At 43.6% G+C, this 24,333-nt stretch carries 25 protein-coding genes; 5 read left to right on the top strand and 20 right to left on the bottom strand.

Going from position 1 to position 24,333, the window contains the following annotated elements; all coding sequences use genetic code 11:
• Window positions 1–44: 44 nt before the first annotated feature.
• Both rimP and trmB read right to left on the bottom strand, forming a co-directional pair.
• On the bottom strand, window positions 45–563 hold the full coding sequence (gene rimP, locus QGN29_RS07220; RefSeq protein WP_310797179.1) for a ribosome maturation factor RimP: 519 nt from the start codon (window positions 561–563) through the stop codon (window positions 45–47).
• Window positions 564–784: 221 nt separating this feature from the next.
• Window positions 785–1,507: a tRNA (guanine(46)-N(7))-methyltransferase TrmB gene (trmB, locus tag QGN29_RS07215; protein ID WP_310797178.1), complete on the bottom strand. Its 723-nt coding sequence runs from the start codon at window positions 1,505–1,507 to the stop codon at window positions 785–787.
• A 110-nt stretch (window positions 1,508–1,617) separates the two neighbouring features.
• Here trmB and QGN29_RS07210 point away from each other — a divergent pair, with 110 nt between their 5' ends.
• Window positions 1,618–4,089 carry a M1 family metallopeptidase gene (locus QGN29_RS07210; RefSeq protein ID WP_310797177.1) on the top strand — a complete coding sequence of 824 codons (2,472 nt, stop codon included), beginning with the start codon at window positions 1,618–1,620 and terminating at the stop codon, window positions 4,087–4,089.
• Here QGN29_RS07210 and QGN29_RS07205 read toward each other — a convergent pair.
• From QGN29_RS07205 to QGN29_RS07150, 12 genes are all read right to left on the bottom strand, one after another.
• The gene (locus QGN29_RS07205) at window positions 4,086–4,517 is read right to left on the bottom strand and encodes a helix-turn-helix domain-containing protein (RefSeq protein ID WP_310797176.1); all 432 of its coding nucleotides are present in this window, start codon (window positions 4,515–4,517) and stop codon (window positions 4,086–4,088) included. The two genes, QGN29_RS07210 and QGN29_RS07205, sit on opposite strands and share 4 nt — an antisense overlap.
• 133 nt (window positions 4,518–4,650) lie before the next feature.
• Complete coding sequence (gene lnt / locus QGN29_RS07200) at window positions 4,651–6,270, bottom strand: apolipoprotein N-acyltransferase (RefSeq protein WP_310797175.1); 1,620 nt, start codon at window positions 6,268–6,270, stop codon at window positions 4,651–4,653.
• Between the two features lie 81 nt (window positions 6,271–6,351).
• The gene (locus tag QGN29_RS07195) at window positions 6,352–7,320 is read right to left on the bottom strand and encodes a hemolysin family protein (protein WP_310797174.1); all 969 of its coding nucleotides are present in this window, start codon (window positions 7,318–7,320) and stop codon (window positions 6,352–6,354) included.
• Complete coding sequence (gene ybeY / locus QGN29_RS07190; RefSeq protein WP_310797173.1) at window positions 7,320–7,886, bottom strand: rRNA maturation RNase YbeY; 567 nt, start codon at window positions 7,884–7,886, stop codon at window positions 7,320–7,322. The genes QGN29_RS07195 and ybeY overlap by 1 nt, the downstream gene beginning before the upstream one ends.
• Before the next feature lie 32 nt (window positions 7,887–7,918).
• Complete coding sequence (locus tag QGN29_RS07185) at window positions 7,919–9,016, bottom strand: PhoH family protein (RefSeq protein ID WP_310800019.1); 1,098 nt, start codon at window positions 9,014–9,016, stop codon at window positions 7,919–7,921.
• Window positions 9,017–9,054: 38 nt separating this feature from the next.
• Window positions 9,055–10,410, bottom strand: coding sequence for a tRNA (N6-isopentenyl adenosine(37)-C2)-methylthiotransferase MiaB (gene miaB, locus QGN29_RS07180; RefSeq protein ID WP_375164693.1), 1,356 nt, complete (start codon window positions 10,408–10,410; stop codon window positions 9,055–9,057).
• Between the two features lie 179 nt (window positions 10,411–10,589).
• Entirely contained in the window at window positions 10,590–11,408 is an 819-nt protein-coding gene (locus QGN29_RS07175; protein ID WP_310800017.1) for a lysophospholipid acyltransferase family protein, read from the bottom strand.
• Window positions 11,409–11,444: 36 nt separating this feature from the next.
• Window positions 11,445–11,879 (bottom strand): Fur family transcriptional regulator, encoded by a 435-nt coding sequence (locus tag QGN29_RS07170; RefSeq protein WP_310800016.1) that lies wholly within the window; start codon window positions 11,877–11,879, stop codon window positions 11,445–11,447.
• 146 nt (window positions 11,880–12,025) lie between these two features.
• Window positions 12,026–12,433 carry a Ros/MucR family transcriptional regulator gene (locus QGN29_RS07165; protein ID WP_310800015.1) on the bottom strand — a complete coding sequence of 136 codons (408 nt, stop codon included), beginning with the start codon at window positions 12,431–12,433 and terminating at the stop codon, window positions 12,026–12,028.
• A 192-nt stretch (window positions 12,434–12,625) separates the two neighbouring features.
• Entirely contained in the window at window positions 12,626–13,114 is a 489-nt protein-coding gene (locus QGN29_RS07160) for a GNAT family N-acetyltransferase (RefSeq protein WP_310800014.1), read from the bottom strand.
• The gene (gene tsaB / locus QGN29_RS07155) at window positions 13,101–13,841 is read right to left on the bottom strand and encodes a tRNA (adenosine(37)-N6)-threonylcarbamoyltransferase complex dimerization subunit type 1 TsaB (RefSeq protein WP_310800013.1); all 741 of its coding nucleotides are present in this window, start codon (window positions 13,839–13,841) and stop codon (window positions 13,101–13,103) included. Before tsaB ends, QGN29_RS07160 begins: the two co-directional genes overlap by 14 nt.
• Window positions 13,842–13,861: 20 nt before the next feature.
• On the bottom strand, window positions 13,862–14,449 hold the full coding sequence (locus tag QGN29_RS07150) for a malonic semialdehyde reductase (protein ID WP_310800012.1): 588 nt from the start codon (window positions 14,447–14,449) through the stop codon (window positions 13,862–13,864).
• Window positions 14,450–14,572: 123 nt separating this feature from the next.
• Here QGN29_RS07150 and QGN29_RS07145 point away from each other — a divergent pair, with 123 nt between their 5' ends.
• Window positions 14,573–15,694, top strand: coding sequence for a polysaccharide deacetylase family protein (locus QGN29_RS07145; RefSeq protein ID WP_310800011.1), 1,122 nt, complete (start codon window positions 14,573–14,575; stop codon window positions 15,692–15,694).
• A 65-nt stretch (window positions 15,695–15,759) separates the two neighbouring features.
• Here QGN29_RS07145 and QGN29_RS07140 read toward each other — a convergent pair whose 3' ends face one another.
• From QGN29_RS07140 to QGN29_RS07125, 4 genes are all read right to left on the bottom strand, one after another.
• Window positions 15,760–16,314, bottom strand: coding sequence for a NifU family protein (locus QGN29_RS07140; protein ID WP_375164692.1), 555 nt, complete (start codon window positions 16,312–16,314; stop codon window positions 15,760–15,762).
• Window positions 16,315–16,424: 110 nt separating this feature from the next.
• Window positions 16,425–16,985, bottom strand: a complete 561-nt coding sequence (locus QGN29_RS07135; protein ID WP_310800009.1) for a TetR/AcrR family transcriptional regulator — start codon at window positions 16,983–16,985, stop codon at window positions 16,425–16,427.
• Window positions 16,986–17,229: 244 nt separating this feature from the next.
• Window positions 17,230–18,573 (bottom strand): omega-aminotransferase AptA, encoded by a 1,344-nt coding sequence (aptA, locus tag QGN29_RS07130; protein WP_310800008.1) that lies wholly within the window; start codon window positions 18,571–18,573, stop codon window positions 17,230–17,232.
• A gap of 17 nt (window positions 18,574–18,590) precedes the next feature.
• Window positions 18,591–18,803: a DUF3126 family protein gene (locus QGN29_RS07125; RefSeq protein WP_310800007.1), complete on the bottom strand. Its 213-nt coding sequence runs from the start codon at window positions 18,801–18,803 to the stop codon at window positions 18,591–18,593.
• Window positions 18,804–18,995: 192 nt separating this feature from the next.
• On the opposite strand from QGN29_RS07125, the gene QGN29_RS07120 reads away from it, so the two are divergent.
• Entirely contained in the window at window positions 18,996–19,373 is a 378-nt protein-coding gene (locus QGN29_RS07120) for a hypothetical protein (RefSeq protein ID WP_310800006.1), read from the top strand.
• 25 nt (window positions 19,374–19,398) lie between these two features.
• On the opposite strand, the gene QGN29_RS07115 is transcribed toward QGN29_RS07120, so the two are convergent.
• On the bottom strand, window positions 19,399–21,450 hold the full coding sequence (locus QGN29_RS07115) for an HD-GYP domain-containing protein (protein WP_310800005.1): 2,052 nt from the start codon (window positions 21,448–21,450) through the stop codon (window positions 19,399–19,401).
• A 132-nt stretch (window positions 21,451–21,582) separates the two neighbouring features.
• Between QGN29_RS07115 and QGN29_RS07110 the strand changes: the two genes are divergently transcribed.
• Together QGN29_RS07110 and QGN29_RS07105 are read left to right on the top strand one after the other, a co-directional pair.
• On the top strand, window positions 21,583–22,440 hold the full coding sequence (locus QGN29_RS07110) for a transglutaminase-like cysteine peptidase (protein ID WP_310800004.1): 858 nt from the start codon (window positions 21,583–21,585) through the stop codon (window positions 22,438–22,440).
• Window positions 22,441–22,473: 33 nt separating this feature from the next.
• Entirely contained in the window at window positions 22,474–23,733 is a 1,260-nt protein-coding gene (locus QGN29_RS07105; RefSeq protein WP_310800003.1) for an EAL domain-containing protein, read from the top strand.
• 16 nt (window positions 23,734–23,749) lie between these two features.
• Here QGN29_RS07105 and QGN29_RS07100 read toward each other — a convergent pair whose 3' ends face one another.
• The gene (locus QGN29_RS07100) at window positions 23,750–24,298 is read right to left on the bottom strand and encodes an ankyrin repeat domain-containing protein (RefSeq protein ID WP_310800002.1); all 549 of its coding nucleotides are present in this window, start codon (window positions 24,296–24,298) and stop codon (window positions 23,750–23,752) included.
• Between the last annotated feature and the right edge of the window lie 35 nt (window positions 24,299–24,333).

The following is a 24,333-nucleotide window of genomic DNA, read 5'->3' as shown; positions in this document are numbered from 1 at the left end:
TACAGCTTTTCACCCTGCACTTATAAGTCCGTATGAAGAAGTGACTATATGTCGCTTCGCCCCCCAGGACCAACCAGACCGTTTTGAACTGCATCAATCAGTTCGTCGGTAAGAATTAGTTTTGCTTTAGAAATCTCGCCATAGGAAATTTCTACTATCTCTTTTAGATCGGCTACTTCAAGCGTTGTAATCACATCATCAGCTGAGAGGATTTTCCCTCTAAACCGACGTCGACCATCCACAGCCTCTAACAACTCTACTTTTGCATCGAACCCTACCCAGCGCGAAAAATCTTTCGGGCGCGTTAAAGGTCGATCGATACCAGGCGAACTCACCTCAAGAAGATACTCTCCATCCAGAGGGTCTTCCACATCAAGAATGGCTGAAACTTCCCGTGATAGCTTGGCACAATCATCAACTGACATTGTGCCGTCTTCGCGTTCTGCCATAATCTGTAGAGTAGGCTTTCTGCCGCCACCATATGTGACACGCACCAATTCAAAGCCTAATTCTTTAACGGCAGTTTCGATAATCTCGGTTACTGTTATGGCTGGATCGCTCACGCCATTGCCTTTCTTTTTTCTCAACACCTGAAAATGAATGACTAAGTTTTTAGTCCAGCACCAAAAGGTGGACCGTCAGGCCCACTCCATGAAGCTTAGTTTTTCAGGAGAACTGGAGCTTCTATATAAGATTGGAACCGCTTTGACAAGAAGATTCTACCCTCTTTGGTCTGAGAAAGCCTGCAGAGGATCTGTTCCAGTATAACGGATCCCCCTCTTCATCACTTTCTAGGGCGCCGTTTAAAGATGAAATAGGTCGCTTGTCCTTCAAGGGCTTTACGAACATAACGTGTTTCAGGCCAGTCCGCCGGGCGGTTTTGCCAATCTTGGGGGCCTTCAGCTGTCCATTCGAAATCTGGTCGCTCGCTCATTTGAATATTCACCCACTCTCTGTAGATGGGATGATCCGTGCTAATCCTAAATTCAGCCCCACAAACTAAAATGCGTGAGATCTCGTCTAAATTATAAGAATTGACGAATCGTCTACGAGCATGCCTGGCTTTCGGCCAAGGATCTGGCTGCAAGAGAAAGAGGCGGTCCACACTTTCATCTGGCAACGCTTTCATAACATGACGAGCATCATCGCTATAAATCCGAATATTTTTTAAGTCTTGCTCTTCAATATCGGTCAGCAAGCCAGCAACCCCATTTAAAAAAGGTTCACAGCCAATCAACCCCACATCCGGATTATGACGGGCCTGCCAAGACATATGCTCACCCTTACCAAAGCCAATTTCAAACCATATTTTTTTAATGCCTTCTGGAAAAAGACTGAAGGCGTCAAGATTGCCTTCCGCATCTTCATCAAGGGGTACCATTAGGCGCGGCAAAAGAGTTTCCATCAACTCTTGTTTACGGGAAGATAGTTTATTACCTTTTCGACGCCCAAAAAATCGTTGCTCAGGTCGTTGAAAGTCACTTTTTTGTTTACGGTCATCAGTCATGGGCTCTCTTTATCGAATTCTGTGAGTCAAATCCAGTGATTAATTTCTTCAGTTGACCCCATTGAAAGAGCATCACATAACTATAGCTCTATGTGTATGGGAGAAATTATATGCGGTTCATCCTTATTATCTTTGTGCTCTGTTTGTCGGCATGCACATCAATGCCTAAAATCGATGGTGAAGGTCGCGCTTTCATTAAAGTCAAAGAGGGCGTCTCAGCAGATTTAATGGCCCACAGAAAATCGGTCATTACTGATCTTCGTTATACAATTTCTGTCTCGATCCCTGCTTCATATGAGCAAGATATTTCCGCAACCACAGTGATAAATGTCAACTTAACTGCCGTATCGCAGGATTTGCAAATTGATTTTCAAGAGCGATCTTCTCAGCTGCTTTTCCTGAGCGTGAACGGAACACGTCATCCCGTTCAACATGAGAAAGAACACCTCATAATCCAGAAAGAAGCCCTCACCCTAGGTGAAAATGTTATTGAAATTCGTCACCTTGTTGGCGAGTCTGCTCTGAATAGAAATTCTGAATTTTTATATACCCTCTTTGTCCCCGATCGCGCGCGAACTGCTTTCCCTATTTTTGACCAACCAAATCTAAAGGCAAGATATACACTCACCCTCAGCATGCCCAAAGAGTGGACTGCCTTGTCAGCCGCGCCAATTCTAAAGATCGAGTCAACAGATAAGAGTAAGATAATTCAATTTGAAGAGTCGGATTTGATGAGCAGCTACTTATTTTCTTTTGTTGCTGGAAAATTTCATACTATTGAGAAAACAATTAAGGGTCGCCTGATGACTCTGCTCCACAGAGAAAGCGACACTGCGAAAGTAGATAGGAATATTGATGCCCTTTTTACTTTGCACGCACAGGCTATAGATTGGTTAGAAGAATATACTGGAATTAAGTACCCCTTTATGAAATTTGGATTTGCTGTCCTTCCTGGCTTTCCTTTTGGCGGTATGGAACATACTGGGGCAATCCAATACCGGGACGCATCATTATTTTTACCTGAAAATCCATCTCAAGCCGCCCTTTTATCTAGGGCCTCTCTCATAAGTCACGAAGTAGCCCATATGTGGTTTGGAAATCTTGTCACTATGAACTGGTTTGATGATGTCTGGACCAAGGAAGTTTATGCTAATTTCATGGCAGCGAAAATCATCAATCCCAGCTTTCCTGACGTAGACCACAATTTAAACTTCTTCCTTGATCATTACCCAGATGCCTATGCGGTTGATCGCACGATCGGCGCAAATTCTATTTATCAAAATCTAGAGAATTTAAATGAAGCAGGCTCTTTGTATGGGGCGATTATCTACAAAAAAGCACCCATCATGATGCGCCAATTAGAACTTTTACTTGGTAAAGATAATTTTCAAAAAGGGATTCAAGATTACTTGAAGACTTTTGCAAATAAAAATGCCACATGGCCACAGCTTATTGAGATTTTTGATCGTTATACTGATATTGACGTTAAAAGCTGGTCCGATGTCTGGGTGAATAGTGCGGGACGTCCGTCATATAAAAACAACGCTCAAACTCTGCAGCAATATGACAGCAAAAGCCAAGGACGAATATGGCCACAGAAGATTGATGACAATCTAGGTTATGGTCTTTTTCCAGCAAACATAGAGTCGCTATATGATAATTGGGGACACTATTCTGATATAGAAAAAGGCACTCTTTTCATTAACCTTTATGAACAAATGTTGGAGAATAACCCCCTTGTCAGACCCCTAGATCTATTAAATGCTTCAGTTTACATTCTCGAACAGGAAAAAAACACCCTTCTGATCACCGAGGCTGTCAAACAGATTGAGACACTATTTTGGGGCTTTCTAGGAGAGCGGCAAAGACATGCTAAAGGCGCCTTTCTAGAGGAAACTCTATGGACGCATATGGTCCATACACCGGATCGCTCTCTCAAAGGTATTTTCTTCCGCGCCTATCAATCCATTGCCATGACAGAGAGAGGGCTTAAGCGACTAACACGATTATGGGAGAAGGATCTGACTGTTCCTGGATTACGTCTCTCTGAAGATGACTTAATTGCCCTTACAGCTATCCTTGCCATCAAACAGCCTGCGCGTGCATCTGCCTATCTTGATACTCAGAGAAGTCGAATCAAAAATAAAGATCGCCTAAGTCGGTTTGATTATTTACGCCCCACATTATCTTCAAGCAAGCGGGAGCGCTTGCAATGGTTTTATAACTTGCAGTATCTTGAAAATCGCTACACTGAACGTTGGGTATTATCTGGCATTTCCTATCTACACCATCCACTAAGACGCGAAGAAGCCGAAAAATTAATTTTGTCAAGTTTACTGCTCATGCGCGACATTCAGCTTACGGGGAGCATTTTCTTTCCCACGCGTTTCATCCAAAATACACTAAAGTATCATAGCAGTTCAAAAGTTGAGAAAACCATCAGAAGGTTTTTACAAGAACGGCGACAATATAATGCCCAATTGAGGTTGAAAATTCTTCAACCTACAGACCTTGTGCGCAGGAAGGTTAAAATCAAGAAATCTATTTTGGCGGAAAAAAAGACGAAATCTAAAGAGAATTAAGGTGCGTCATCCTCGTCGTGGCCACCAAATTCAATCTCACTCTTAGAGATTGCAAGAATAAGCATTCTAAAATGATCACGCACATTATCATCGCTAATTTGATAATAGGCCCTGACGAATTCAAGTGTCGCTCTTCTAAGAACAGTGCGATCAATTTCAAAATCCGCTGCGTGCTCAGCCATACCCTTTTTGCCATAACCACAAATCTCTTGCGGCATATCATCGAAAAAGAATCCAATCGGTGTTTCAAGAGCGCGTGCAATCCTAAACAAACGGCTGGATCCAATGCGATTAGTTCCCCGTTCATATTTTTGGATTTGCTGGAAGGTTAGCCCAACAACCTCACCCAATCCTTGCTGAGTATAACCTTTTAATGTTCGCTGCATTCGAACTCTTCCGCCTACATGAACATCGATAGGATCTGGCATAACACTTCCCAAAAAATAAACTGACATACCCCATGACTATGCATATTGAAGAACGTCTCTGAAAAAAATGCAAGTAATAAGTGACATATTCACACGAAACACACCCATAATTCAACCAGATGACGTAGAATACCTACTTATTAGCATTTAGTCTCGAGGTAACTAACGTTATAATCGCAAACAAAGGGAGAATGAGTAACAGGCATAAGGCAAGAATCAATTTCATCTGACTAGTATAGCCGGATTGAGGAATTGCTTTAGGCAGGGGCACATCCATAACAGCGGCGATATTCAAAGGAATTTCACGAATACTCCGACCGTAAGGATCTATCACGGCACTAATGCCTGTGTTAGCGGAACGGACCACTGGCAAACCTTCTTCGATGGCACGCATTCGAGACAATGTTAAGTGCTGATGAGCCTCACCCGCACTGAACCATGCATCATTGGTAATATTCAACAACCATTCAGCGCGAGGGCGCCCCTCACTAGGTACTTTTGTGGTTGCTCCCGGGAAAATGATCTCATAACAAATCAAGGGCGAGAAAGGCGGAATGTTTGGTAAAGAAATGATTTTCGGCCCGTCCCCCGGGGTGAAATACCCCCCTGTCATGCTGCCTAAACCAATTGCACTGAGAAAGTCTGGAAAGGGAATATATTCTCCAAAAGGGACAAGATGACTTTTATCATATCGTGCATAAAGTTTCCCCTCTTTGTCGATAACCATCATGCTATTATAATAGTGGACAATGCCATCTTTCACATCGACACGCGGCACCCCTGTAACAGCGAAAGAACCACGTTCAAGCAGTCGCGAGACACTGTAACGCTCCAATGAATTGATGCGATCGAAATTTTCTGTCTGCACTGCGGTTTCCGGCCAAATCAAGAGTGTTATGCCTTCAGCCTTGCCGCTCTCACTTTTCTGCCTTGATAACTGTGTATGTTTATAAAAATGATTGTCTATAAGATGTTTGCGCCATTTTAGCTGCTGCGGAATATTTGCTTGTACTAGGCGCAAGCTGACCCCCACATGAAAGGAGGTCTCTGATGTTTTTAAGCGATGAAGCCCCAGCTGGGCCAAGCTACCAAATAAAAGTGTAATCACCATGATCAATAGTGAGATTAGGCGCTTCTGTTTCGTATCGCCTTTATTCAACTGAACTATCATAAGCGGCAACAGGGCAACCAATACAGTTATGGCTCCTAATCCTATTACCGAGATATAATAAACAGACTGAGCAATAGGCAACCAATTCCCCCATAGGGAAGCCGTTATATGCCAAGGAAACCCTGTAAAGAGACTGCTTCTCAAAACTTCAAAGATCATCCATATACAAACAAACATTAAATAAGAGTGGAGAGAGTGCGATGGTCTTTTGCATAATTTATGAAAGGCTGCCGCCATAAATCCATAATAAAAGGCAAGGATGGAAACAAGCAACATAACAGCAAATGGTGCCAGTATCGCAGGAAATTGATCTTGCTTAGCAAAACTATCCCCTATCCAATGTAGCCCGATAAGCAAAAAGCCAAACCCGAACCACCACCCTCGATCAAAAGCAAGCCGCGGTGTGTCTGCATGAGAGACAAAGATGTACAAGAGTGGAAATGTGATGAAAATGACCGGTGCGAAATCATAAGGCGCAAAGGCCAAAGCATATAGCATGCCTGTGAAGAACAGTACCAGGCGTACAACCCAGATGCCTGAGCCAGAAATTTTTTGCTCTACAGTCTTTATAAAGGAGGTCATAGCGCTTTCACAGGCCTCAGCTCGTTGTCGTAATATAGTTGTTTTTTTTAAGAGTGCCTGATCTCTCAGTAAAAAGCAAAATTAAATCTGTTTTTCTTTTCTCTTAGAGAGTTTCTTGGTTGCGTTTTTTGTAAGAGTTGCTTTGGGGCTCATGATACGCACTTTATGAATGCGTCGCGGATCAGCATCAACGACTTCAAACTGGTAGCCGTTTTCGTGTTTAACACGTTCGCCAATCTCAGGAACACTGCCTGCGAGCGCAAAGACTAAGCCACCGACTGTATCGATGTCCTCATCATCATCAATATCCATGAAGGACTGCGACAAGGCATCTTCAAGGTCTTCCATTTCAAGCCGGGCATCTACAAGCCATGTATCTTTACCCATTTTACGCACTTGTTGAGTCACATCGTCATCATGTTCATCTTCAATTTCCCCAACGATTTCTTCTACAAGATCCTCAATTGTCACAATCCCATCTGTCCCGCCATACTCATCAACGACGATGGCCATATGAGTTCTATTTTGGCGCATCTTTGCTAGCAAATCCATGACACGCATTGAGGCCGGCACAAAAAGAACTGACCGTTGTATGGTCATCAAAGAGAACCCATCAAAACCAGCTTTAGAGTAATCATTTTCCGTCAAAAGTTTCAGCGCATCTTTCACATGAACCATCCCCATAACATCATCCAGATTACCCCGGTATACAGGGAACCTTGAATGTCCTGCTTTAGAGAAAGTCTTCAATAAATCTTTTAACCCAATTTCCATATCAACAGAGATAATATCAGCGCGAGGAACCATGACATCATCAACCCGTAGTTCTCCGTAATTAAGAACATTAAAAAGCATTTCCTTTTCATCAGCCCCTAAGGACTTGCCATTGGTGTCTTCCTCATGTTCTTCAAGGGCTTCCTCTACACTTTCCCTAAGCGTAGGTTCACTCCCTTTTCTAAAGAGAGACTTGAGACCTCCCCAAAACCCCCCTTGTGCGGGAGGCAAGCTATTTTCTTTGCCGTTAAGCCCACTTTTCTGTGGCTCAGACATTATCTCTCTCCTTTATAAGGGTCATCGATCCCATAGCATGTTAAAATATCTCGCTCTAGCGCTTCCATGATTTCTGCTTCTTTATCTTCAATGTGATCATGGCCAAGCAGATGGAGCATTCCGTGAACAACCAGATGCATTGTATGATCCAACAGACTCTTAGATTGTTCTTCCGCTTCCCTTTTACAAGTCTCATAAGCAATAAAAATATCGCCCAAGAGAACCGGAGGCCCCCCTGTTTTAGCCTGTGTATAAACAGCATCCAGATCTTCTCTTTCGTAGCTATTGAAGGAAAGCACATTGGTTGCTTTATCTTTATGGCGATAGTCTCTATTTAAGTGGTGGACGGCCTCGTCCAGTTGAAACATTATACTCACTTCAGCAGCGACTGAGGCATCTGGCGCAGCCTTACAATAGGCTGTTTCAATTAATTGATAAAATTTGGGAATAGACTCAGTCAAAGTTCGCCAAGGAGACTCGTCCATGATGATCTCAGCGGCTACAAATGAAGTACTATCAGGGTCAGAAGAATAAAACCCCTCTTCCACTTGAGAAATATCACCCACCGGTCGATCCGATCAAGATACTTTCAACAGACTTAGTCATCTCTACGTGGATCATTATCATAAGCATCAACAATACGAGCGACTAAAGGATGTCTCACCACGTCTTTACTTGTAAAGCGTGTCACAGCAATGCCCTTTGTTTCTTTTAATAAATCGAGCGCCTGCCCTAAGCCTGACCGACACCCTCCAGGTAAATCTACCTGCGAAGGGTCACCGCAGATTACCATACGACTGTTTTCACCAAATCGAGTCAGGATCATTTTCATCTGCATTGAAGTCGTATTTTGGGCTTCATCCAAAATGACAAAGCTATTGGAAAGAGTTCGTCCCCTCATATAAGCAAGAGGCGCAATCTCGATTTCGCCAGAGGCCATTTTTTTGGCCACTTGTTCCGCAGGTAACATATCATAAAGAGCATCATAAAGGGGCCGCAAATATGGATCAATTTTATCCTTTAGATCGCCTGGCAAAAAGCCCAAGCTCTCACCCGCTTCAACAGCAGGGCGTGACAAAATGATACGATCAACATTGCCCGCAATCATATTTGAAACTGCCAGTGCAACTGCAAGATACGTTTTCCCTGTTCCTGCAGGGCCAACACCAAAAACCATGTCTTCTTTAAGCATCGAACGAATATAATAAGCCTGTGCAGGTGTTCTCGGCTGAATGACACGATTTCGAGTATTAATTTTCAGGCTACCCTGATCATCTTCTTTGATCCGTTTACTGCCACGGCCCTGAATAACCTTCTGTTCTGGACTATTGCGGTCGCCGCTAATCATCCTGACAACACCGTCCACATCTGCAATATCAAGGGCGTGGCCTTGTTTAGCCATTTGATAGAGATCCCTCAGCGCTTTTTCTGCAAGAGTGCACCCCGCTTGACTGCCATTTAAAGTGACTTGATTGCCTCTATTAATAAGAACAATGCCAAGCTTTTCTTCTAAATGCGCCAAATGACAATCATGTTGACCAAAAACAGTCGACAAGAGCCTATTATCTTCAAAAGCAATTTTTTTGGAAATGGGAGTCGTCTCATTCATGCTTGATTGAAGCGACCCTTGATCTTTTTGACCGCCAGCGCGGTTTGACTTGCTATTCCCATTAGCGGGATAAGGTTTGCTTTGCATACCTATTCATCATCTCCTGGCGTTCCTCGCCAACCCCATTAGTCAGCGACTAGAACGGCTTTGAGACTATGGGGTCCAGCTTCAAGAATTTCCACCTCAACCATTCGTCCCATGAAACTATTGTATGCTTTATTCCCTGTCTCGTCCAGTGCAATATTCTCTTTAGAAAGATCCACATGCACGGCCTGCAAATAAGGGGAACGGCCAATAAGTTGGCCCTCTTGTTTGCCCGGTCGTTCCAGTAAAATCTTCATCTTTTTACCGACAGACGTTGAATTAAATTCAATTTGTTGCTCTGTTAGCAAGGCTTGCAAGCGAGCCAAACGTTCTGCTTTCACTTCTTCTGGTACTTGATCTTCGTCAGTAGCAGCAGGGGTCCCAGGTCTTTGACTATATTTAAAACTATAGGCCTGAGAGTATTTGACATCCCTCACCAGTTGTAATGTATCTTCAAAATCCTGATCTGTTTCACCCGGAAAGCCCACGATGAAATCACCGGAGAGGGCAATATCAGGGCGCATTTCTCGCAAGCGCCCAATCGTCGACCGATACTCATCGCCAGTATGTCGACGATTCATTGCTTTCAAAATTTTATCCGACCCACTTTGAATAGGCAAATGAAGGTACGGCATACAACTCTCAACATCTCTATGAGCCGTCAACAATTCATCGTCAATTTCAGTCGGATGAGAGGTTGTGTAACGCAACCGTTCAATGCCATCGATTTTATCTAATTCCCGAATGAGTGTCCCTAAAGTTGTCTCTCCGCCGTTTCCATCATCGCCGTGATATGCGGAAACATTTTGACCGAGCAATGTAATTTCGACAACACCCTCACTGGCCATACGTTTTGCATCGCGAATAATATCTGCCGATGGCCGTGAATATTCTGCACCGCGGGTATAAGGGACGACGCAAAATGCACAAAATTTATCACAGCCTTCTTGAACAGTAAGAAAGGCCGCAGGACCCTTGGCTTTTTCAACTTTAGGCAAATGATCAAATTTTGCTTCAACCGGAAAGTCTGTATCAAGAACGCGGGCAGAGGATTTATCTTTTCTCTGCTCTTTTACATCTTTAAGAAGTTCAGGCAGTCGGTGATATGTTTGGGGGCCTATTACCATGTCTACGACTGGCGCACGGCGCATCATTTCTGCACCTTCAGCCTGCCCAACGCAACCAGCGACCGCAATAACCATTTCTTCCCCGTTTTTGGTTTTCCCATCTTTATGGGGGCGCAGACGACCAATGTCAGAATAAACCTTCTCCGCCGCTTTTTCACGAATGTGACACGTATTCAAGATCACCAAATCAGCATCGTCAGGCTGCTCAGTAATTTGATAACCCTCAGGCCGTAATACGTCTTCCATCCGCTCACTGTCATAGACATTCATTTGACAGCCATAGGTCTTAATATAAAGCTTCTTGCTCACGGTCTATTCTCGTCTCTTTATTCAGGCTAGATAATAGCACTAGGCCATGCTTTGCCTATCGTTGGAAATTTGCGCGGAACCTATCATTTTACATAGAAGAGTCAAGTAAAGTCGCGGCAAAGCAGACTTTTTACTCAAAATTAAGCACGATCTCTGTGAGTCTGAGATAACCCTTCGGCAATGACGGCCTCACATTGCTGAGCTAATTCTTTGCGACACACACCTTTTTCACAGAAGATTGGCTCATGGAAATCAACGCGCACCCGAGTAGAAACACGATTAAGGGCTAATTTAAAATGTGACCAAAACCCCACTTCACCGATCCAGCCTATATGGGTCCGTTTTGCACGCAGAACAGCTAAGTTATTGGCATGTGTGAAGCTGAGTGTTATGGGTTGGACAGGCAGGTCCCCGTCCTGTCTAGAGAGGATCATTTCAACCACAGCAAAGAGCGTCGATTTGAACCGTTGAACATGCACACCTCTTGTTGTCGTGCCTTCCGGAAAGAAAATAAGCCGATCGCCATTTGAAATCCTTTGGGCCATCTCTTCGCTCTGACGCTTAGAGTCTGAGCGTTTGTCCCGCCGTACATAAATCGTTTTCTGCAGATCCACCACAGATTTCATCACAGGGTTAGAGCCTACTTCTGCTTTAGAGACAAAACTAGCATGCTTTACGACAGCCCCTAAAATGAATATATCTTTCCAGCTGATATGATTACTCACATAGATGGCACCTCGCCCCCGAAGAGGCTGCCCACTCACGTCAATAGTTAACCCAAGAACACTACAAATAGAGCGATGAAACCAATTGGGAATGATCCACCAGAACCACGGCAACAAAAACCGAAAAACAAAAGCAAGTGGCACAGTGATCACAACAACAAATAAGAGAAGAAACAGACGAAAATATCCACGCAGTGACAAAGCAGGATCAGAACTATTCGCTTTCTCTGTCACAAGGAAATCCTTCAAAATGCAGCAGGCTTATCGAGTTTATTCGCCACTCTTAAGAGGAACACCGTAGAGCTCCATTCGATGATCAATCAATTTAAACCCAAGCTTGCGGGCGATTTCTTCCTGAAGCTTTTCAATTTCGTCATTATGAAATTCTAAAACTTCTCCGCTCTCAAGATTAATCAAGTGATCATGATGTTCATCAGAGACAGGCTCATACCGACTGCGTCCATCTCTGAAATCATGGCGCTCTAGAATACTCGCTTCTTCAAAAAGTCGGACAGTTCTATAGACTGTGGCAATTGAGATCCCACTATCAACTTCGTTGGCACGGCGATGCACTTCTTCAACATCAGGATGATCATCCGCATCACTAAGAATACGGGCAATGACTCTGCGTTGATCAGTCATACGCATGCCTTTTTCCAAGCAAAGTTTCTCAATTGTACTTGGCTGATCTGAAATACCCGTCATGGCCCTACCCTTACATTGATCTTTTTTATAAAAATTGGACATGAAAGTATAAGCCCCCACATCTCTCGCTTCCGTCTTTATGTAACCCTATTGCTGTGCAGGGTCAAATATTACTGGTGGAAAAAGAGTGATTTACTCATATTTTATCAAGAGGCCTTTTTACCAAGACCAATTTCCTTTGCAAGCGACCGCCGTCTTAAGGCATAATTTGGCGCAACCATTGGATAGGATGACGGCAGCCCCCATTTAGAGCGATAGTCATCTGGCGACATATTGTAACGGGCTTTAAGATGACGTTTCAAGAGTTTGAGCTTCTTGCCATCTTCTAAACAGACCAAATAATCGTCCGTAATCGATTCTTCAACCGAAACAGCAGGCATCAATGCCAGATCGCTGGTTTTTTTTGCACCTTCTAGCTCCGATAACACTGTGTACACAGAGGTAATCATCTCAGAAAGGTCACTTTTAGGCAGTGAATTATTTGAAACATAAGAGGATACAATATCCACCGTATATTCTAATAATTCATCCTTATTCGTGTCCACGCTACTCATCAGCGTCTCCTCAAAATAATTCAGAAAGACCTACCTGGGTCCGTGTTATTTCCCTTAACCCGTCAGATAGTTTCCGTGAATCATGAATGACTTTTATGTAATAAGACTAAATTCCCTTTTACTCTTAAGGAGTAAAATAAAAAAACAACGAAGCGAAGTCAAGCTGTTGTAAACCTTAAGTGAAAATACAAGTTATACTATTTTTAAAGCCATGGTGACCGCATGGACTTTCGTTCCATCTGTTAGGGTATAATAATTTCTCCGTAAGCCAGTCTGATAAAATCCATGTCCTTCATAGAAATTTATGGCTCGCTCATTATTTTCTCTCACTTCAAGATATAAATCTTGAATCCCATTATCCTTCAAATACCGCCTTAAAAGATGCATGACTTCCCCAGCAAGCCCCTGCCCTTCATAGGCTACTTCTAGGCCTAGAGAAAGCAATTCCGCCTCCCCAGCAACACAACTAAAAGTTACTAAACCGATCGGCTCTTCCCCCACATAAACAATATTTAAAGCCGATGTTGGCAAAATCGCCAAAGCTGAAAAATCATTCACAGACCAAATTCTTTCACGGTGTGGGCCGAAGATTTTTTTATGCAACTGCGCCAATAGCGTGAGGGCCTGCAGATTATCCTTGAGAACAGGAAAAAGAGAAATACGGGCTTTAAGGCGCGTCATGTTTCATCATCTCAGGCGACAATGGAAAGAGGCTTTTTGCCTTAATCGCATCTGCCTCTCTCATATAGTGCGGGACTGGCAAAAATTGTTCAGGATCCAAGTCAAAAGCAGCATGAGCAATCCGCTGAAGGTCAGCATGATCTTTCCCTAGTTGAATAGAAGAACAGGATAGCTGAGGAAAGACTTCTTTCAAAAGCCCAGCACCCGAACCAACAAGATAATGGGCTTCGCTAAAGTCTTCACAGAAGGTAAAATCTATCTCTTCTGGAAAGAGATTCTCTGCATTTTTGAGACTCTTTAAATGAGGGCCAGATATGAATGGTTGATAAAAAACTTGTCCCCCTCGGCCGAGAAGCGCCACATGAAATATTGCCTTTGCTGCGCCGTCATCCTTAACCTCTGAAAGCGCAGCAGCCATCAAACTGCTTATCCCAATACAGGGAATTGAGCGCGCAAGGGCGATACCTCTTGCTGCGGATAATCCCACACGCAGTCCTGTAAAAGAACCGGGGCCAATTGTCACAGCCACGCGCTCTAGAGATCGATAACCCTCTTCCGTTGAGTCAAAGCCAAGATCAGCAAAGAGTTGTTCAATCGCTGGCAACAGATGTTCTGCATGGCCGCGTTTGAGGTGCTGAGAAAGATGAGCAGATGTCTCTCCTGCTTTGTCAGACACTCCAACAGAGCACCACTCACCGCTGGTATCAATGGCTAGGCATAAAGTCATGATCTGGCCTTTCAGGTGGTTTACACAAGGGATGCTGCTTCAGCAAAGTCTAGTCGAGGAGATCTTGGAAAAAGAGATGCAGGATCCCCATATCCTAAACCACAAATGAAATTTGATCGTATCTCAGTCCCTTCAAAAAACAGAGAATCGACCATTGTATTATCAAAACCAGACATGGGACCACAATCAAGCCCTAGCGCGCGAGCCGCCAACATCAGATATCCCCCTTGCAAGGTTCCATTCCTAAAGGCTGTCAGCTCCTTAACATTTCTATCCTCGAACCATGAGGGTGCTGTAGAATCATGGGGAAAAAGCTTAGGCAGGTTGGTTGCAAAATTCATATCATGCCCAATAATTACAGTTACAGGCGCAGCTAATATTTTTGCTTTGTTACCCTCCATAGCACAGTCAGCCAAAAGTTTCTTCTTTTCTAACGACTGTACAAAAACAAAACGCGCAGGAGAACAGTTAGCACTTGTGGGGGCTAGCTTGACTAAATCATAAAGCTTATGAATTTTTTCTAGAGCGATAGGGGTATCATGCCAGCCATTCATACTTCGTGCAGACATGAAAAGTTGGTCTAAAGATGCTTGGGATAATTCAGTCATGGCTCTCTCTTCCCTGTTTAGAGCAGAATAAATCTATTTTATTGAAATTCAAATGCTTCTTTACATTCTATTCACTTTCAGTCAATTTTTATAAGATATCAGAGAAACCGGAAAGAAAAAGCAGTGAAGACATCCTTCTCACCCGTTACTTTCGTCATGATAGGCCTTTTGTGCCTCTGTCATTTTGCCCTATCCCTCAGAGTCATTGCCCAGGTCAGTGCCCAAGACACTGCCCAAGACACTGCCCAAGTCACTGCCCAAGTCACGGGACTGGAAGATCGCTCGGCAGTTGTTTATGTTTATCACCGTTTTGGGGAAGATAAATATCCATCAACAAATACACGCCTTGAGCAAATAGAGGCGCAAATTGCCTTCCTTCAATCTGAACCCTTCAATTTTTTAAGCTTAGAGCAGTTCATTCATCATATGACCGCAGACAAGCCCTTCCCGCATAAAAGCGTGCTTTTTACAGTTGACGACGCTTATAAATCCGTCCTAACAGAAGCGTGGCCAAGGCTAAAGGCTGCAGGCATCCCACTCGCTCTCTTTGTTTCAACTGACATTATCGATCAAAAAATTCCCGGCTATATGTCATGGGATGATATTCGTTTTCTCATGCAGGAGGGTGTAGCCATAGCGCACCACGGGGCAGCTCACATGCATATGGTGCATCGCGGCATTGAAGCAGCCGAAAAAGATCTAGATAAAGCCAGTAAAAGATTTATGGAAGAATTGGGCTTTGTTCCCAAAGCATTTGCATATCCCTACGGTGAATACAGCAAAGATATCCGCAATATGGTTGCAACAAAAGGATTTGACCTTGCCTTTGCCCAATATTCAGGGGCTGCTGGCTTGAATTCAGATTTGATGAGTTTACCCCGCTTTGCTGTTAACGAGCGGTATGGAAAAATTGGCCGCTTTCAACTGATCTCTCGGTCAATCGCCCTCCCAGTTTCTGCCGTGACACCTGAAGATCCATACATCGAGAACCCAGCGCAAAACCCGCCGATGATCGGCTTCACTCTAGAGAAAGACATTGATGCGGCAGCCATGACCTGCTTTCCTAGCCATTTAGGCGGTGAAACAGCAACCATTCTTAAACCAACAAATTCGCGCTATGAGATAAGATTCGAAAAGCCACTTCCCAAAGGACGCAGTCGGTTAAACTGTACTTTATTGGCTGGCAATAAACGGTGGTATTGGTATAGCCGATATTTTCTCGTCCCAGGAGGAAAATTAGACTAGCATTATAGAAGTTGTCTCAAAAAAAGCGGCATATGCCGCTTAATCTTTTCCTCGATATCTCAGCTTTATATGGCTTGAACATCCACAATTTCCGGGATGTAATACTTCAAAAGATTTTCAACGCCCTGCTTTAATGTAATCGTTGCACTGGGACATCCAGAGCAGGCGCCCTGCATTTTGAGATAAACGACCCCTTCCTGAAACCCATGATAGAGAATATCCCCACCGTCCTGCGCAACTGCTGGTCGAATTTTTTGATCCAATAAATCTTTAATTTGCAAAATGATTTCAGCATCTTCAGGATTATCTTCCATCCCACCTGCGACTTCGATTGAGCCCTCGATTACGGGCTGTCCTGTCGTAAAAAACTGCATAATAGAAGAGAGGACAAGAGGTTTTAAATCAATCCAATCTTCAGCCTCTTCCTTAGTGACCGCAATAAAATCTGCTCCAAGAAAAATAGATTTAACACCTTCAACTGCGAGCAAGGCAGTCGCGAGAGGAGACACAGCCGCTTCTTCGTCTGTTTCAAAAGTCATAGAGCCTGTTGGCAGGACAGCTTGACCTGGTAAAAATTTTTGTGTTTCTGGGTTCGGCGTTAACTCTGTTTCAATAAACATCATGGGTCCAATCATTTTGCATCGAAAACTTTTCCTGAAGTTTTCCATCTGTCATGTCTGTCATATAGCATCTAAATTTCTAATTTCAATCACACCCGGCAAAACTTCTCTCATTTGAGCATGGTTTTTTCTAAAGACTTGAGACTGGTGTCAAAATAACCCCGGCCCTGGTGCAACCGATTAACAATAAGAGCACCTTGGATTGTCTCAATGATTTGTCTGCTTTGAGTCACGCTCTTTTCAGGTGCTATCCCTTTGCGTACAAGCGCGTTTGCCAAAGCTTCTGTCCAGTTGTCTATGGCTTGTTTCACTTGCTCTCCAAAAAGGCTAGCCCCTTTCCCAACCATCAAACTATTCATCAAACAAGTAGGTGTGTCCCCATCATAATAGGCCATGACACCTTCCAGGGACTGAGAAATAGCATCTTCACCACTTAAACTCTGATTATTAAGCGGCGCTAAAATCATTTGCTGCATCTGGCGCCCGGCATACGCCATTACATAATGAGCCATATCAATTTTTCCTTTTGGGAAATGATAATATAAACTCGCTTTGGATAATCCGCAGGCTTTAGAAAGCATTGAGAGAGATGCCGCTTCATAGCCATATTGTTGAAAGAAAGGAAAAAGCACTCTCGCCAGTCCAGTTTTAGACAATCTTTGTTTCTTCATTCTTCGAATACCTATTACGAATAGCTGAAAAAATTCTCACTATTCCCCTACAAATCAGCTGACTCTATCGCCTGGAAAATACCCTACCAAACATTCGGTAAAATATCAACTGAATCAGAACACCTTCTTGATATCTATTAAGATCACTATGAATGCATTGCTGCGAAATTTCTAAACCAACCGATCGGTCGGTAATAAAAGAGAACCTCAGCCAATGAGAGCTTAAGCACCTCACTGCCTATATCTAGGCGACAGTCCGCAATGCTTTACGAACAGTTTCAACTAGCGTTTCAAGCACCGTTTCATCACTGGTTAATATGGGGGATAAAGCTAAATTGTCGCCGTTTGAGCGAACCATAACCCCCAGCTCGTAGCATTTCATGAAAACATCAAAAGCACGAGCTCCTACAGCGTCTCCACGCCTTTCAATCGTAATCCCAGCAGCAAAACCCATATTGCGAATATCCTCAACATAAGGTTCCCCCTTGAGACTGTGAATTGCCTCTTCAAAGAAAGGGCTTCGGGCACTGACTTGATCATAAACAGCCTCCTCTTTATAGACCGCTTGTGCTGCAAGACCCGCAGCTGTTGCAAGGGGATGGGAAGAGTAGGTATAACCATGAAAAAGTTCAATGCCTGGGGCGCTTTTTTCCATAAAACAAGAATAAATATCTGATGAAACAACAACTCCTCCCATTGGGACTGCGCCGTTATTCACACCTTTAGCAAAAGTACACATGTCCGGCTCAACACCAAAATAGGAGGCGCCATTCGCCTGACCAAGGCGTCCAAAAGCAGTGATGACTTCATCAAATATCAACAAAATACCATGTTTTTTAGTGATCGCACGCAGCGCTTGCAAATACCCTTTTGGCGGTAAGAAGACACCGTTTGAACCAATCATAGGCTCTACGATCACGGCAGCAATTGTGCTTTCATCATGTAAGGCTATCATCTCTTCAAAAGGCTTTAAATAGACGAGTGGGTCAGAAGTTGCTTCCCCTTTTGAAAACGCATCCTTTGACGCATCATAAGGAAATGGCATGTGATCAACACCAGAGAGAAGCGATCCAAACATTTTTCTATTGTTTACCATCCCACCCACAGAAATTCCGCCGAACCCAACACCATGATATCCCCCCACGCGCCCGATCAACCGAGTACGGCTTGCCTCGCCATTGGTACGGTGATATGCAAGCGCGACTTTCAACGCTGTATCAACGGCTTCTGATCCGGAATTGGTAAAAAATACATGATTGAGCTGCCCCGGAAATTGCTCTTGGATAATGTGGGCTAGTTCAAAGGCTTGTGGATGTGCAAAATTGAACCCTGTTACATAATCAAGTTTAGCTGCTTGATCTTGAATTGCTTCTGTAATTTTAGGGTGACCATGGCCAAGGTTGGAACACCACAGTCCTGCAAAGCCATCTAATATTTTTCGACCATCTGTCGTATAGTAATAAAGGCCTTCAGCGCGATCAATGAGACGGGGATTATCTTTAAAAGCTTTATTGGGAGTAAAGGGCATCCAATAGGCGGAAAGATCATCATTCTTTATAATATTCTCGGCTTGATTTTGAGCACTCATTTAAACCTCTTTAACTACTAACCGGGTAAATCTTCTTCTAGGATTGTCATGTGGAATTGATATGATACTTCGTCCTCATCATCATCTCTATAGATAACACCGACAAATTCGTCGCCGATCATCACTTCTACAGAATCGCTTGCATTGGGGCGTTTCATTACTTTAATGAGATTATTGCTAAGGCTAGATCTTAAATAGCCTTGAAGGTTAGTAATTTCAGATGCTTTCACGAATAGCTCCTATTCCCTATATATCAACCTTTTCAAAGGGAACTCCCCCTGAATATTAATCATGGTTATGAGCGAAAATCTTTCTTTTTGCAAGTCAAAGCAGAGACAAAGATACGATTTTCAAATAGAAGACTTGCAACTCGTAAAACCAGAGCTAAAATAGTCAACATATTAAACGCTTAAAGGGTATTTATGGAATTCGACGATGAAATGCTGCAGCAGTTTCTAGATTATTTAGATGGATCTGCAGCAGATTTAAAATCTCATACTGAAGCGATTATGAAGGCTGAATCCGTGCCAGAGGATCAAGTCGAAGGCTTTTATGGTGTCGCCCATAATCTAAAGGGCATGGGCATGACCTTTGGATACAATCTCTTAACAGAGATCGGTGCGGATTGCTGTAAATACATCAAAGAATTAAAGACAAAATCGGATGCCGATGCGAATTTACTGGCTGACTATTGCAAGGTTTTCAATCTCATTATTGAGCACCGTATTTCTGGGGATGGCGGAGAAAAAGGACAGGCCATAGTCGCGCGCATGCGCGAAAAAACAGCTGCAGCATCCTAACGAGTCAAATCCAATTCTGCAGATCCTATAAATCTTTTACACGATCCCCATAATGGTGCCACTCTTGCCGTCCGCCTTTATTTTCAATGACATTTTGAAGCGCCGCTACAACCCGGCGCTGATATTTCTTCCCAGAATCTTCCAATAAGAAATCCAAGGCTTTATCGAAACTAAATCCGTCTCGATGTGCACGCGATGAAACCATGCCCACAAAAGCATTGGCAACAGCCAAGACCCGAGCTTCTGTCAAAATCCCATCCTCAGATAGCCCTTCAGGGGCACCCGAGCCATCCCAATGCTCTCTGACTTGGCGCAGAGTAGCTTCGACAGGGCCACCAAACTCTAATCCTCTCAGTAGATCAGCCCCTTTATCCATACTTTCACGAACCAATGCCAATTCTGAATCGTCCAGAGGTGTGGTTTTAGTGAGAATTTCCGGAGGAACAAAAATCTTACCAAGATTCATCAACTGTCCTGCTGTCCTTACAGTTTCTGCGGCGCGCTCATCAAAACCCATCTCTGCCATAATCACGGGAGCCACCTCTGCCACTCGTGCTGAATGATATTGGCTCCACGGGTCACGAGCATCAATAATTTGTGTGAGGGTTTTTACCAATTGTTGCAAATTTTGCTCAGCAGTCTTCTGCGCCGTAACCAGATCAGTAATGTCTTGTAAAACCAACAAAGCTTGTTGATCATCACTTTCATCCCTTGAGAGAGGCAATGTATCCACTTGCATATTCATGATGCTTTCTGCAGTTGAAAGATCCACAACTTGAGACTGAGCCTTCCCTCGCATTGCCTGCATTAATGAAGTTTCAAAGAATGCGGCCTCCTCAGCTTTAAAAGCTGTTTCAAAGCGCCTGCCGACAAGGTCTGAAGCAGGCAAGTCAACAAGATCTCCCAACTTTTCATTGGCAAAAGTTATCTTTTTATCTTCATCGATGGCTGCGACCGCTGCAGGCTGGCTGTCGCTCACCCGTTGCAAGAAATGGCTGAGCTTTTCATTTTCCGCTGTTAATAAGCGCTGAGCTCCATATGCCTGTTCCAAGCGTGAAGAAACGCCGTGGCGCCACACCATTACAAGCACTACTAAGAGAGCAAATACGGCGAGCGATAGAGTTATGATGAGTCCATTGCGCCTACTATTAATGTCAGCCAATGCTTCCTCAGCCGTAATGGACCTGACTAAAATCCAATCTACAGGTGCTGAAAGCTCGCGTCCTGTCACTAGAACATCTTTCTCGGCGTAATTCGGAAACTGCCCTCTAGCGCCGGGTCTTTTCAAGGCAAAAGCCGCCGCCCTATCATCATAATTATCGCCAATACGGCCACCATCCTTTAAAGGGGTTAGAGGACGAATTTGTCGATCTGTATTGCCTGCAACCACCAGGTAACTTTCTGCGGTCTGGCTAAAGTCACCTGGCTGCTCTAATAAAGAAAAGAAGTCTTCTCCTAAGTGCCGCGCGCCGATTAACCACAAAGGAGAGCCGCCACTATCCATTCCATCAATCACTTTTATAGGAGCCCCTATAATCAGAACAGGAGATTTATTAATCACACGAACCGATATAAAGGACTGTATCGCAGCAGCGTTCCAATCCTCAGCTTCAATCATGGGCATGCCAGATGTCTGCAATAAAGCTGAAGCATCGGCCTTGAAGATCCCGAGTCCTGCTCGTCTCGGTCTATTTATATTCGCCGCAATTTGGTCGAGTGGTGTTTTCTCGTGAAACCCAGACCTCGCGGCGGCCGCATTAAGAAAATTAAAAGTATATCCCCGTTGCTCGCTCTCCCCTGCCATGGCAATTTCACCCGCATAAAGACCCAATGTCGCATTTCGCGAGATTTCCTCAACCTCTTTTAAATGGCGATTAAGCCAAGCTGAGAGAACAACACTTCTAGATTCAGCAACCAAATCTAAACGATCATACCATGCATCAATATCTTGATCTCGCTGACTGTTAGCAAAAGAGAAGATAAAATAAAATCCAACAACTAAAGCTAGGCATAAAGATATAAACACACCCCTCAGTCCACCTATGGGATTTGATATTGCTTTTGATTGTTCAGACATTTGATGTCCCCTTATGGATCACATTTTGCATACAATTGTATCATCTTTCTTTTATGGTACATATTATCGTGCTAATCAATGAAGGACTGACTTGAGTTTTGTTTTAAGATCCGTAAAGAGGTTTCCATCTAGATGACTATGCTAAAATTGTCCCATACGTCTCTTCCTAAAGCAGGCATCCTCTTTGCAGTTATCCTTTATACGCTGTGCGCACCTTTTTTAGCCCATAGCCAAGACAAGAGCAAAACTGAGCAAGCAAAAGGAACATCCTTCTTTCGGCCTTCATCAGATCAACCTAAGGCAACAGGACTATTTGGTTATAGAGAACTTCGCTATACAAAAATGGGGGGCTTTAAAAAATGGCTTAATGTTCTTGAGCGTCAAAATGTCCCAGCACAAGAGCAAATTCGCGTCGCTAAAACGAAGTCGACAGTAAAGGGGCGCAATACAATTCGCCTCCCTAACAGTTTTAATGGTCGCACTCTTGCAGAGAAAAAAGGACAAACTGACTGTTCACGCTTTAATCGAGTGGCTTGTAGAAAAAATGAGTGGAACACTCTGATCGCGAACCAGATTACAGCAATAAAAGCTGGGGGATCAAAAAAAGAGGTCCTTGATGCGGTTAATCTCTTCATGAATAACACACCCTATATCGTCGACCCAAGAAATTGGGGCGTGCCAGATTATTGGGCGACCCCCACAGAGTTTTTCTTTAAAGACGGAGACTGTGAAGACTATGCAATTAGTAAATATGTCACCCTTAAAAGAATAGGGTTAGAAGCTGGCAATATGCGCCTTCTCGTCGGGCAAGATAACAATTCACGTGTAGAACATGCTGTCTTAGCTGTAAAAATAGAGGGTCTAGATTATATCCTTGATAACCAAGTCAATGAAGTGTTACCTCATACAAAGATCCGCCATTTCACGCCAGTCTATGCCATTAATGAAGAAGCATGGTGGCGTTTTTTAAGACAGCGGCGGTTTAATTGATCTCATTGACATGTGGGAGTATGGATAACAACAATGCCAATGATACAAGAAACATTAGATTATCTCAATCAACTAAAGCGCCATACCGAAGGTCGCCAGGCTATTTTGTTGCGCCTCTCGGCACTTGAAAAACAGTTTCATGAAAGTCATTACCGCCAACAAATGGCGAAAGCGTGCAAAGGCTTAACGCAAACTTATGAAGGCCGGTATTTTTTACTGCCCAACAAAGACGGCCTGCTCATTCTGAAAGATGCTCCGAGTGAAAGTATCGATACCTCTATTCATTCCTTACGGATGCTCATGAAAGACTCTCAGGTCATTCAAGGATTGGACCCTATTCAGGGACAGAGCGATCTATTTACAGTTTGGTATGATTTGGCCGATGACTATGCTCTTTTTCTGTCAGAAATGAAGGGGTTGATTGCAGGAAAGTTGCTCTTGCCCTCAGCTATAGAAACTCTAGCAGAGCAAACCAAGCGAAAGCCTCTCAAACCAACAGCACAGCCAGAGACGAAAAGCATGTCTTCCGGCTTAAAAATGGTGCCCGTGCAAGCCCCAAGTGCCCGGGCAAAAGACACGCCTCTAGACCCTGAACGCCTTCATCAATTGGTTCAAACGATTCAAGTGACGGATCTAGAAGGCTTAATGCAGAAACAAAAAGTCTATGCCTCGCTACCTGGGAAAAAAGCTGTGACTGTCATGATAAATCATACAGTGAATTTTACACAAGCTATTCAGCGCTTGATGCCTTCATTAGAAGCAACGCCTGATCGTTTTTTAAGCCGATATCTAATGGCAAAGCTAGAAAGTCAGCTGTTAAAAAACAAGCCAAATCTCTCTAATGAAAAAGGGATCATATCCAGCTTGACCCTCTCGCTAGATGTCCTGCAAAGCGATATGTTTAAAGAGTTTAGTCAGCATGTACGAAGTTTGCAAAAGAGCAAGCTTGTTTTGGAATTTGATCTTTCAGATGCCATCCAAAACCCTGACATGTTTAGGCAAGCGATGAAAACGCTTCATACGGACGGGTATCGAACATGCCTCGCTGGGATAACCCCTCAGGCCATAGACTGGCTAAATTTAAGTCAGTTTGACGTAGAATTTTATAAGATTCAACTGACTGAAGCGGACGAAGTCACCCTCGACGATGAGGCACTGATCGCTCGGCTGACTTGGGCCTTAAATTCAATTGATAAAGTAAAAGTCATTTTAGCAGGCTGTGATTCTCAGAAAGCAATCTCCTTTGGGAGGACCTGTGGGCTTACCTTAATGCAAGGAACGGCTCTTCCTTAACCCATTTAAAGAAGGCTTATGCGCCAGCTTTTTCTAGTAGGCTTACAATCCTTCTTGACCTATTGATCACAGCATAATCAAGAGCAGATTTGCCAGTTAAGTCTTGAATTGTAGGATCAGCACCTGCCTCGATAAGAAGCTGAACATTTTTAAATTGCCGAGCCCGTGCTGCCTTAATTAGGGCCGTTTCATTGGATCGATCAACACGGTCCGGATCGGCTTTATTATCCAACAGTATTTTAACAAGCCTCGAATTACGCGAGAACGATCTAATCATTAAAGCCGTTTCTCGTCTATCTCGTGTCGCAATGTCAGGGCGCGCGCCATTTTTCAAGAGTAATTCCAATATTTCTGCGTGACCAGAACGGGCGGCAACAATAAGTGCCGGAATGCCTTCACTATATGTCCGTGTATTAGGAGACACCCCTTCCTTCAAAAGCTTCTTTACTTCGGTTACGTTCTTATCTTCAATCGCCTTGAGTAAATCATATTGTTTACTTTGCATTGCCACAGAGGGAGACGTGATAAAAATCAATAATAGGAATGGTGTTAAAAACTGTTTCATGGATTTACTCTTGCTCTATATAACAATCGGTTGAT

This window comes from Temperatibacter marinus (assembly GCF_031598375.1).
GTDB classification, from domain to species: Bacteria; Pseudomonadota; Alphaproteobacteria; order Sphingomonadales; family Kordiimonadaceae; genus Temperatibacter; species Temperatibacter marinus.
The sequence above is the reverse complement of the archived record's forward strand: the minus strand, read 5'-3'. Positions and strand labels throughout refer to the sequence as shown.

Bases quoted from the DNA above. Each gene is read 5' to 3' on its own strand.
- trmB (WP_310797178.1), bottom strand. From the start codon at position 1,507: ATGACTGATGACCGTAAACAAAAAAGTGACTTTCAACGACCTGAGCAA.
- QGN29_RS07210 (WP_310797177.1), top strand. From the start codon at position 1,618: ATGCGGTTCATCCTTATTATCTTTGTGCTCTGTTTGTCGGCATGCACA.
- QGN29_RS07205 (WP_310797176.1), bottom strand. From the start codon at position 4,517: ATGCCAGATCCTATCGATGTTCATGTAGGCGGAAGAGTTCGAATGCAG.
- lnt (WP_310797175.1), bottom strand. From the start codon at position 6,270: ATGACCTCCTTTATAAAGACTGTAGAGCAAAAAATTTCTGGCTCAGGC.
- QGN29_RS07195 (WP_310797174.1), bottom strand. From the start codon at position 7,320: ATGTCTGAGCCACAGAAAAGTGGGCTTAACGGCAAAGAAAATAGCTTG.
- QGN29_RS07185 (WP_310800019.1), bottom strand. From the start codon at position 9,016: ATGCAAAGCAAACCTTATCCCGCTAATGGGAATAGCAAGTCAAACCGC.
- miaB (WP_375164693.1), bottom strand. From the start codon at position 10,410: ATGAATGTCTATGACAGTGAGCGGATGGAAGACGTATTACGGCCTGAG.
- QGN29_RS07170 (WP_310800016.1), bottom strand. From the start codon at position 11,879: ATGACGGGTATTTCAGATCAGCCAAGTACAATTGAGAAACTTTGCTTG.
- QGN29_RS07165 (WP_310800015.1), bottom strand. From the start codon at position 12,433: ATGAGTAGCGTGGACACGAATAAGGATGAATTATTAGAATATACGGTG.
- QGN29_RS07160 (WP_310800014.1), bottom strand. From the start codon at position 13,114: ATGACGCGCCTTAAAGCCCGTATTTCTCTTTTTCCTGTTCTCAAGGAT.
- tsaB (WP_310800013.1), bottom strand. From the start codon at position 13,841: ATGACTTTATGCCTAGCCATTGATACCAGCGGTGAGTGGTGCTCTGTT.
- QGN29_RS07150 (WP_310800012.1), bottom strand. From the start codon at position 14,449: ATGACTGAATTATCCCAAGCATCTTTAGACCAACTTTTCATGTCTGCA.
- QGN29_RS07140 (WP_375164692.1), bottom strand. From the start codon at position 16,314: ATGTTTATTGAAACAGAGTTAACGCCGAACCCAGAAACACAAAAATTT.
- QGN29_RS07135 (WP_310800009.1), bottom strand. From the start codon at position 16,985: ATGAAGAAACAAAGATTGTCTAAAACTGGACTGGCGAGAGTGCTTTTT.
- aptA (WP_310800008.1), bottom strand. From the start codon at position 18,573: ATGAGTGCTCAAAATCAAGCCGAGAATATTATAAAGAATGATGATCTT.
- QGN29_RS07120 (WP_310800006.1), top strand. From the start codon at position 18,996: ATGGAATTCGACGATGAAATGCTGCAGCAGTTTCTAGATTATTTAGAT.
- QGN29_RS07115 (WP_310800005.1), bottom strand. From the start codon at position 21,450: ATGTCTGAACAATCAAAAGCAATATCAAATCCCATAGGTGGACTGAGG.
- QGN29_RS07110 (WP_310800004.1), top strand. From the start codon at position 21,583: ATGACTATGCTAAAATTGTCCCATACGTCTCTTCCTAAAGCAGGCATC.
- QGN29_RS07105 (WP_310800003.1), top strand. From the start codon at position 22,474: ATGCCAATGATACAAGAAACATTAGATTATCTCAATCAACTAAAGCGC.
- QGN29_RS07100 (WP_310800002.1), bottom strand. From the start codon at position 24,298: ATGAAACAGTTTTTAACACCATTCCTATTATTGATTTTTATCACGTCT.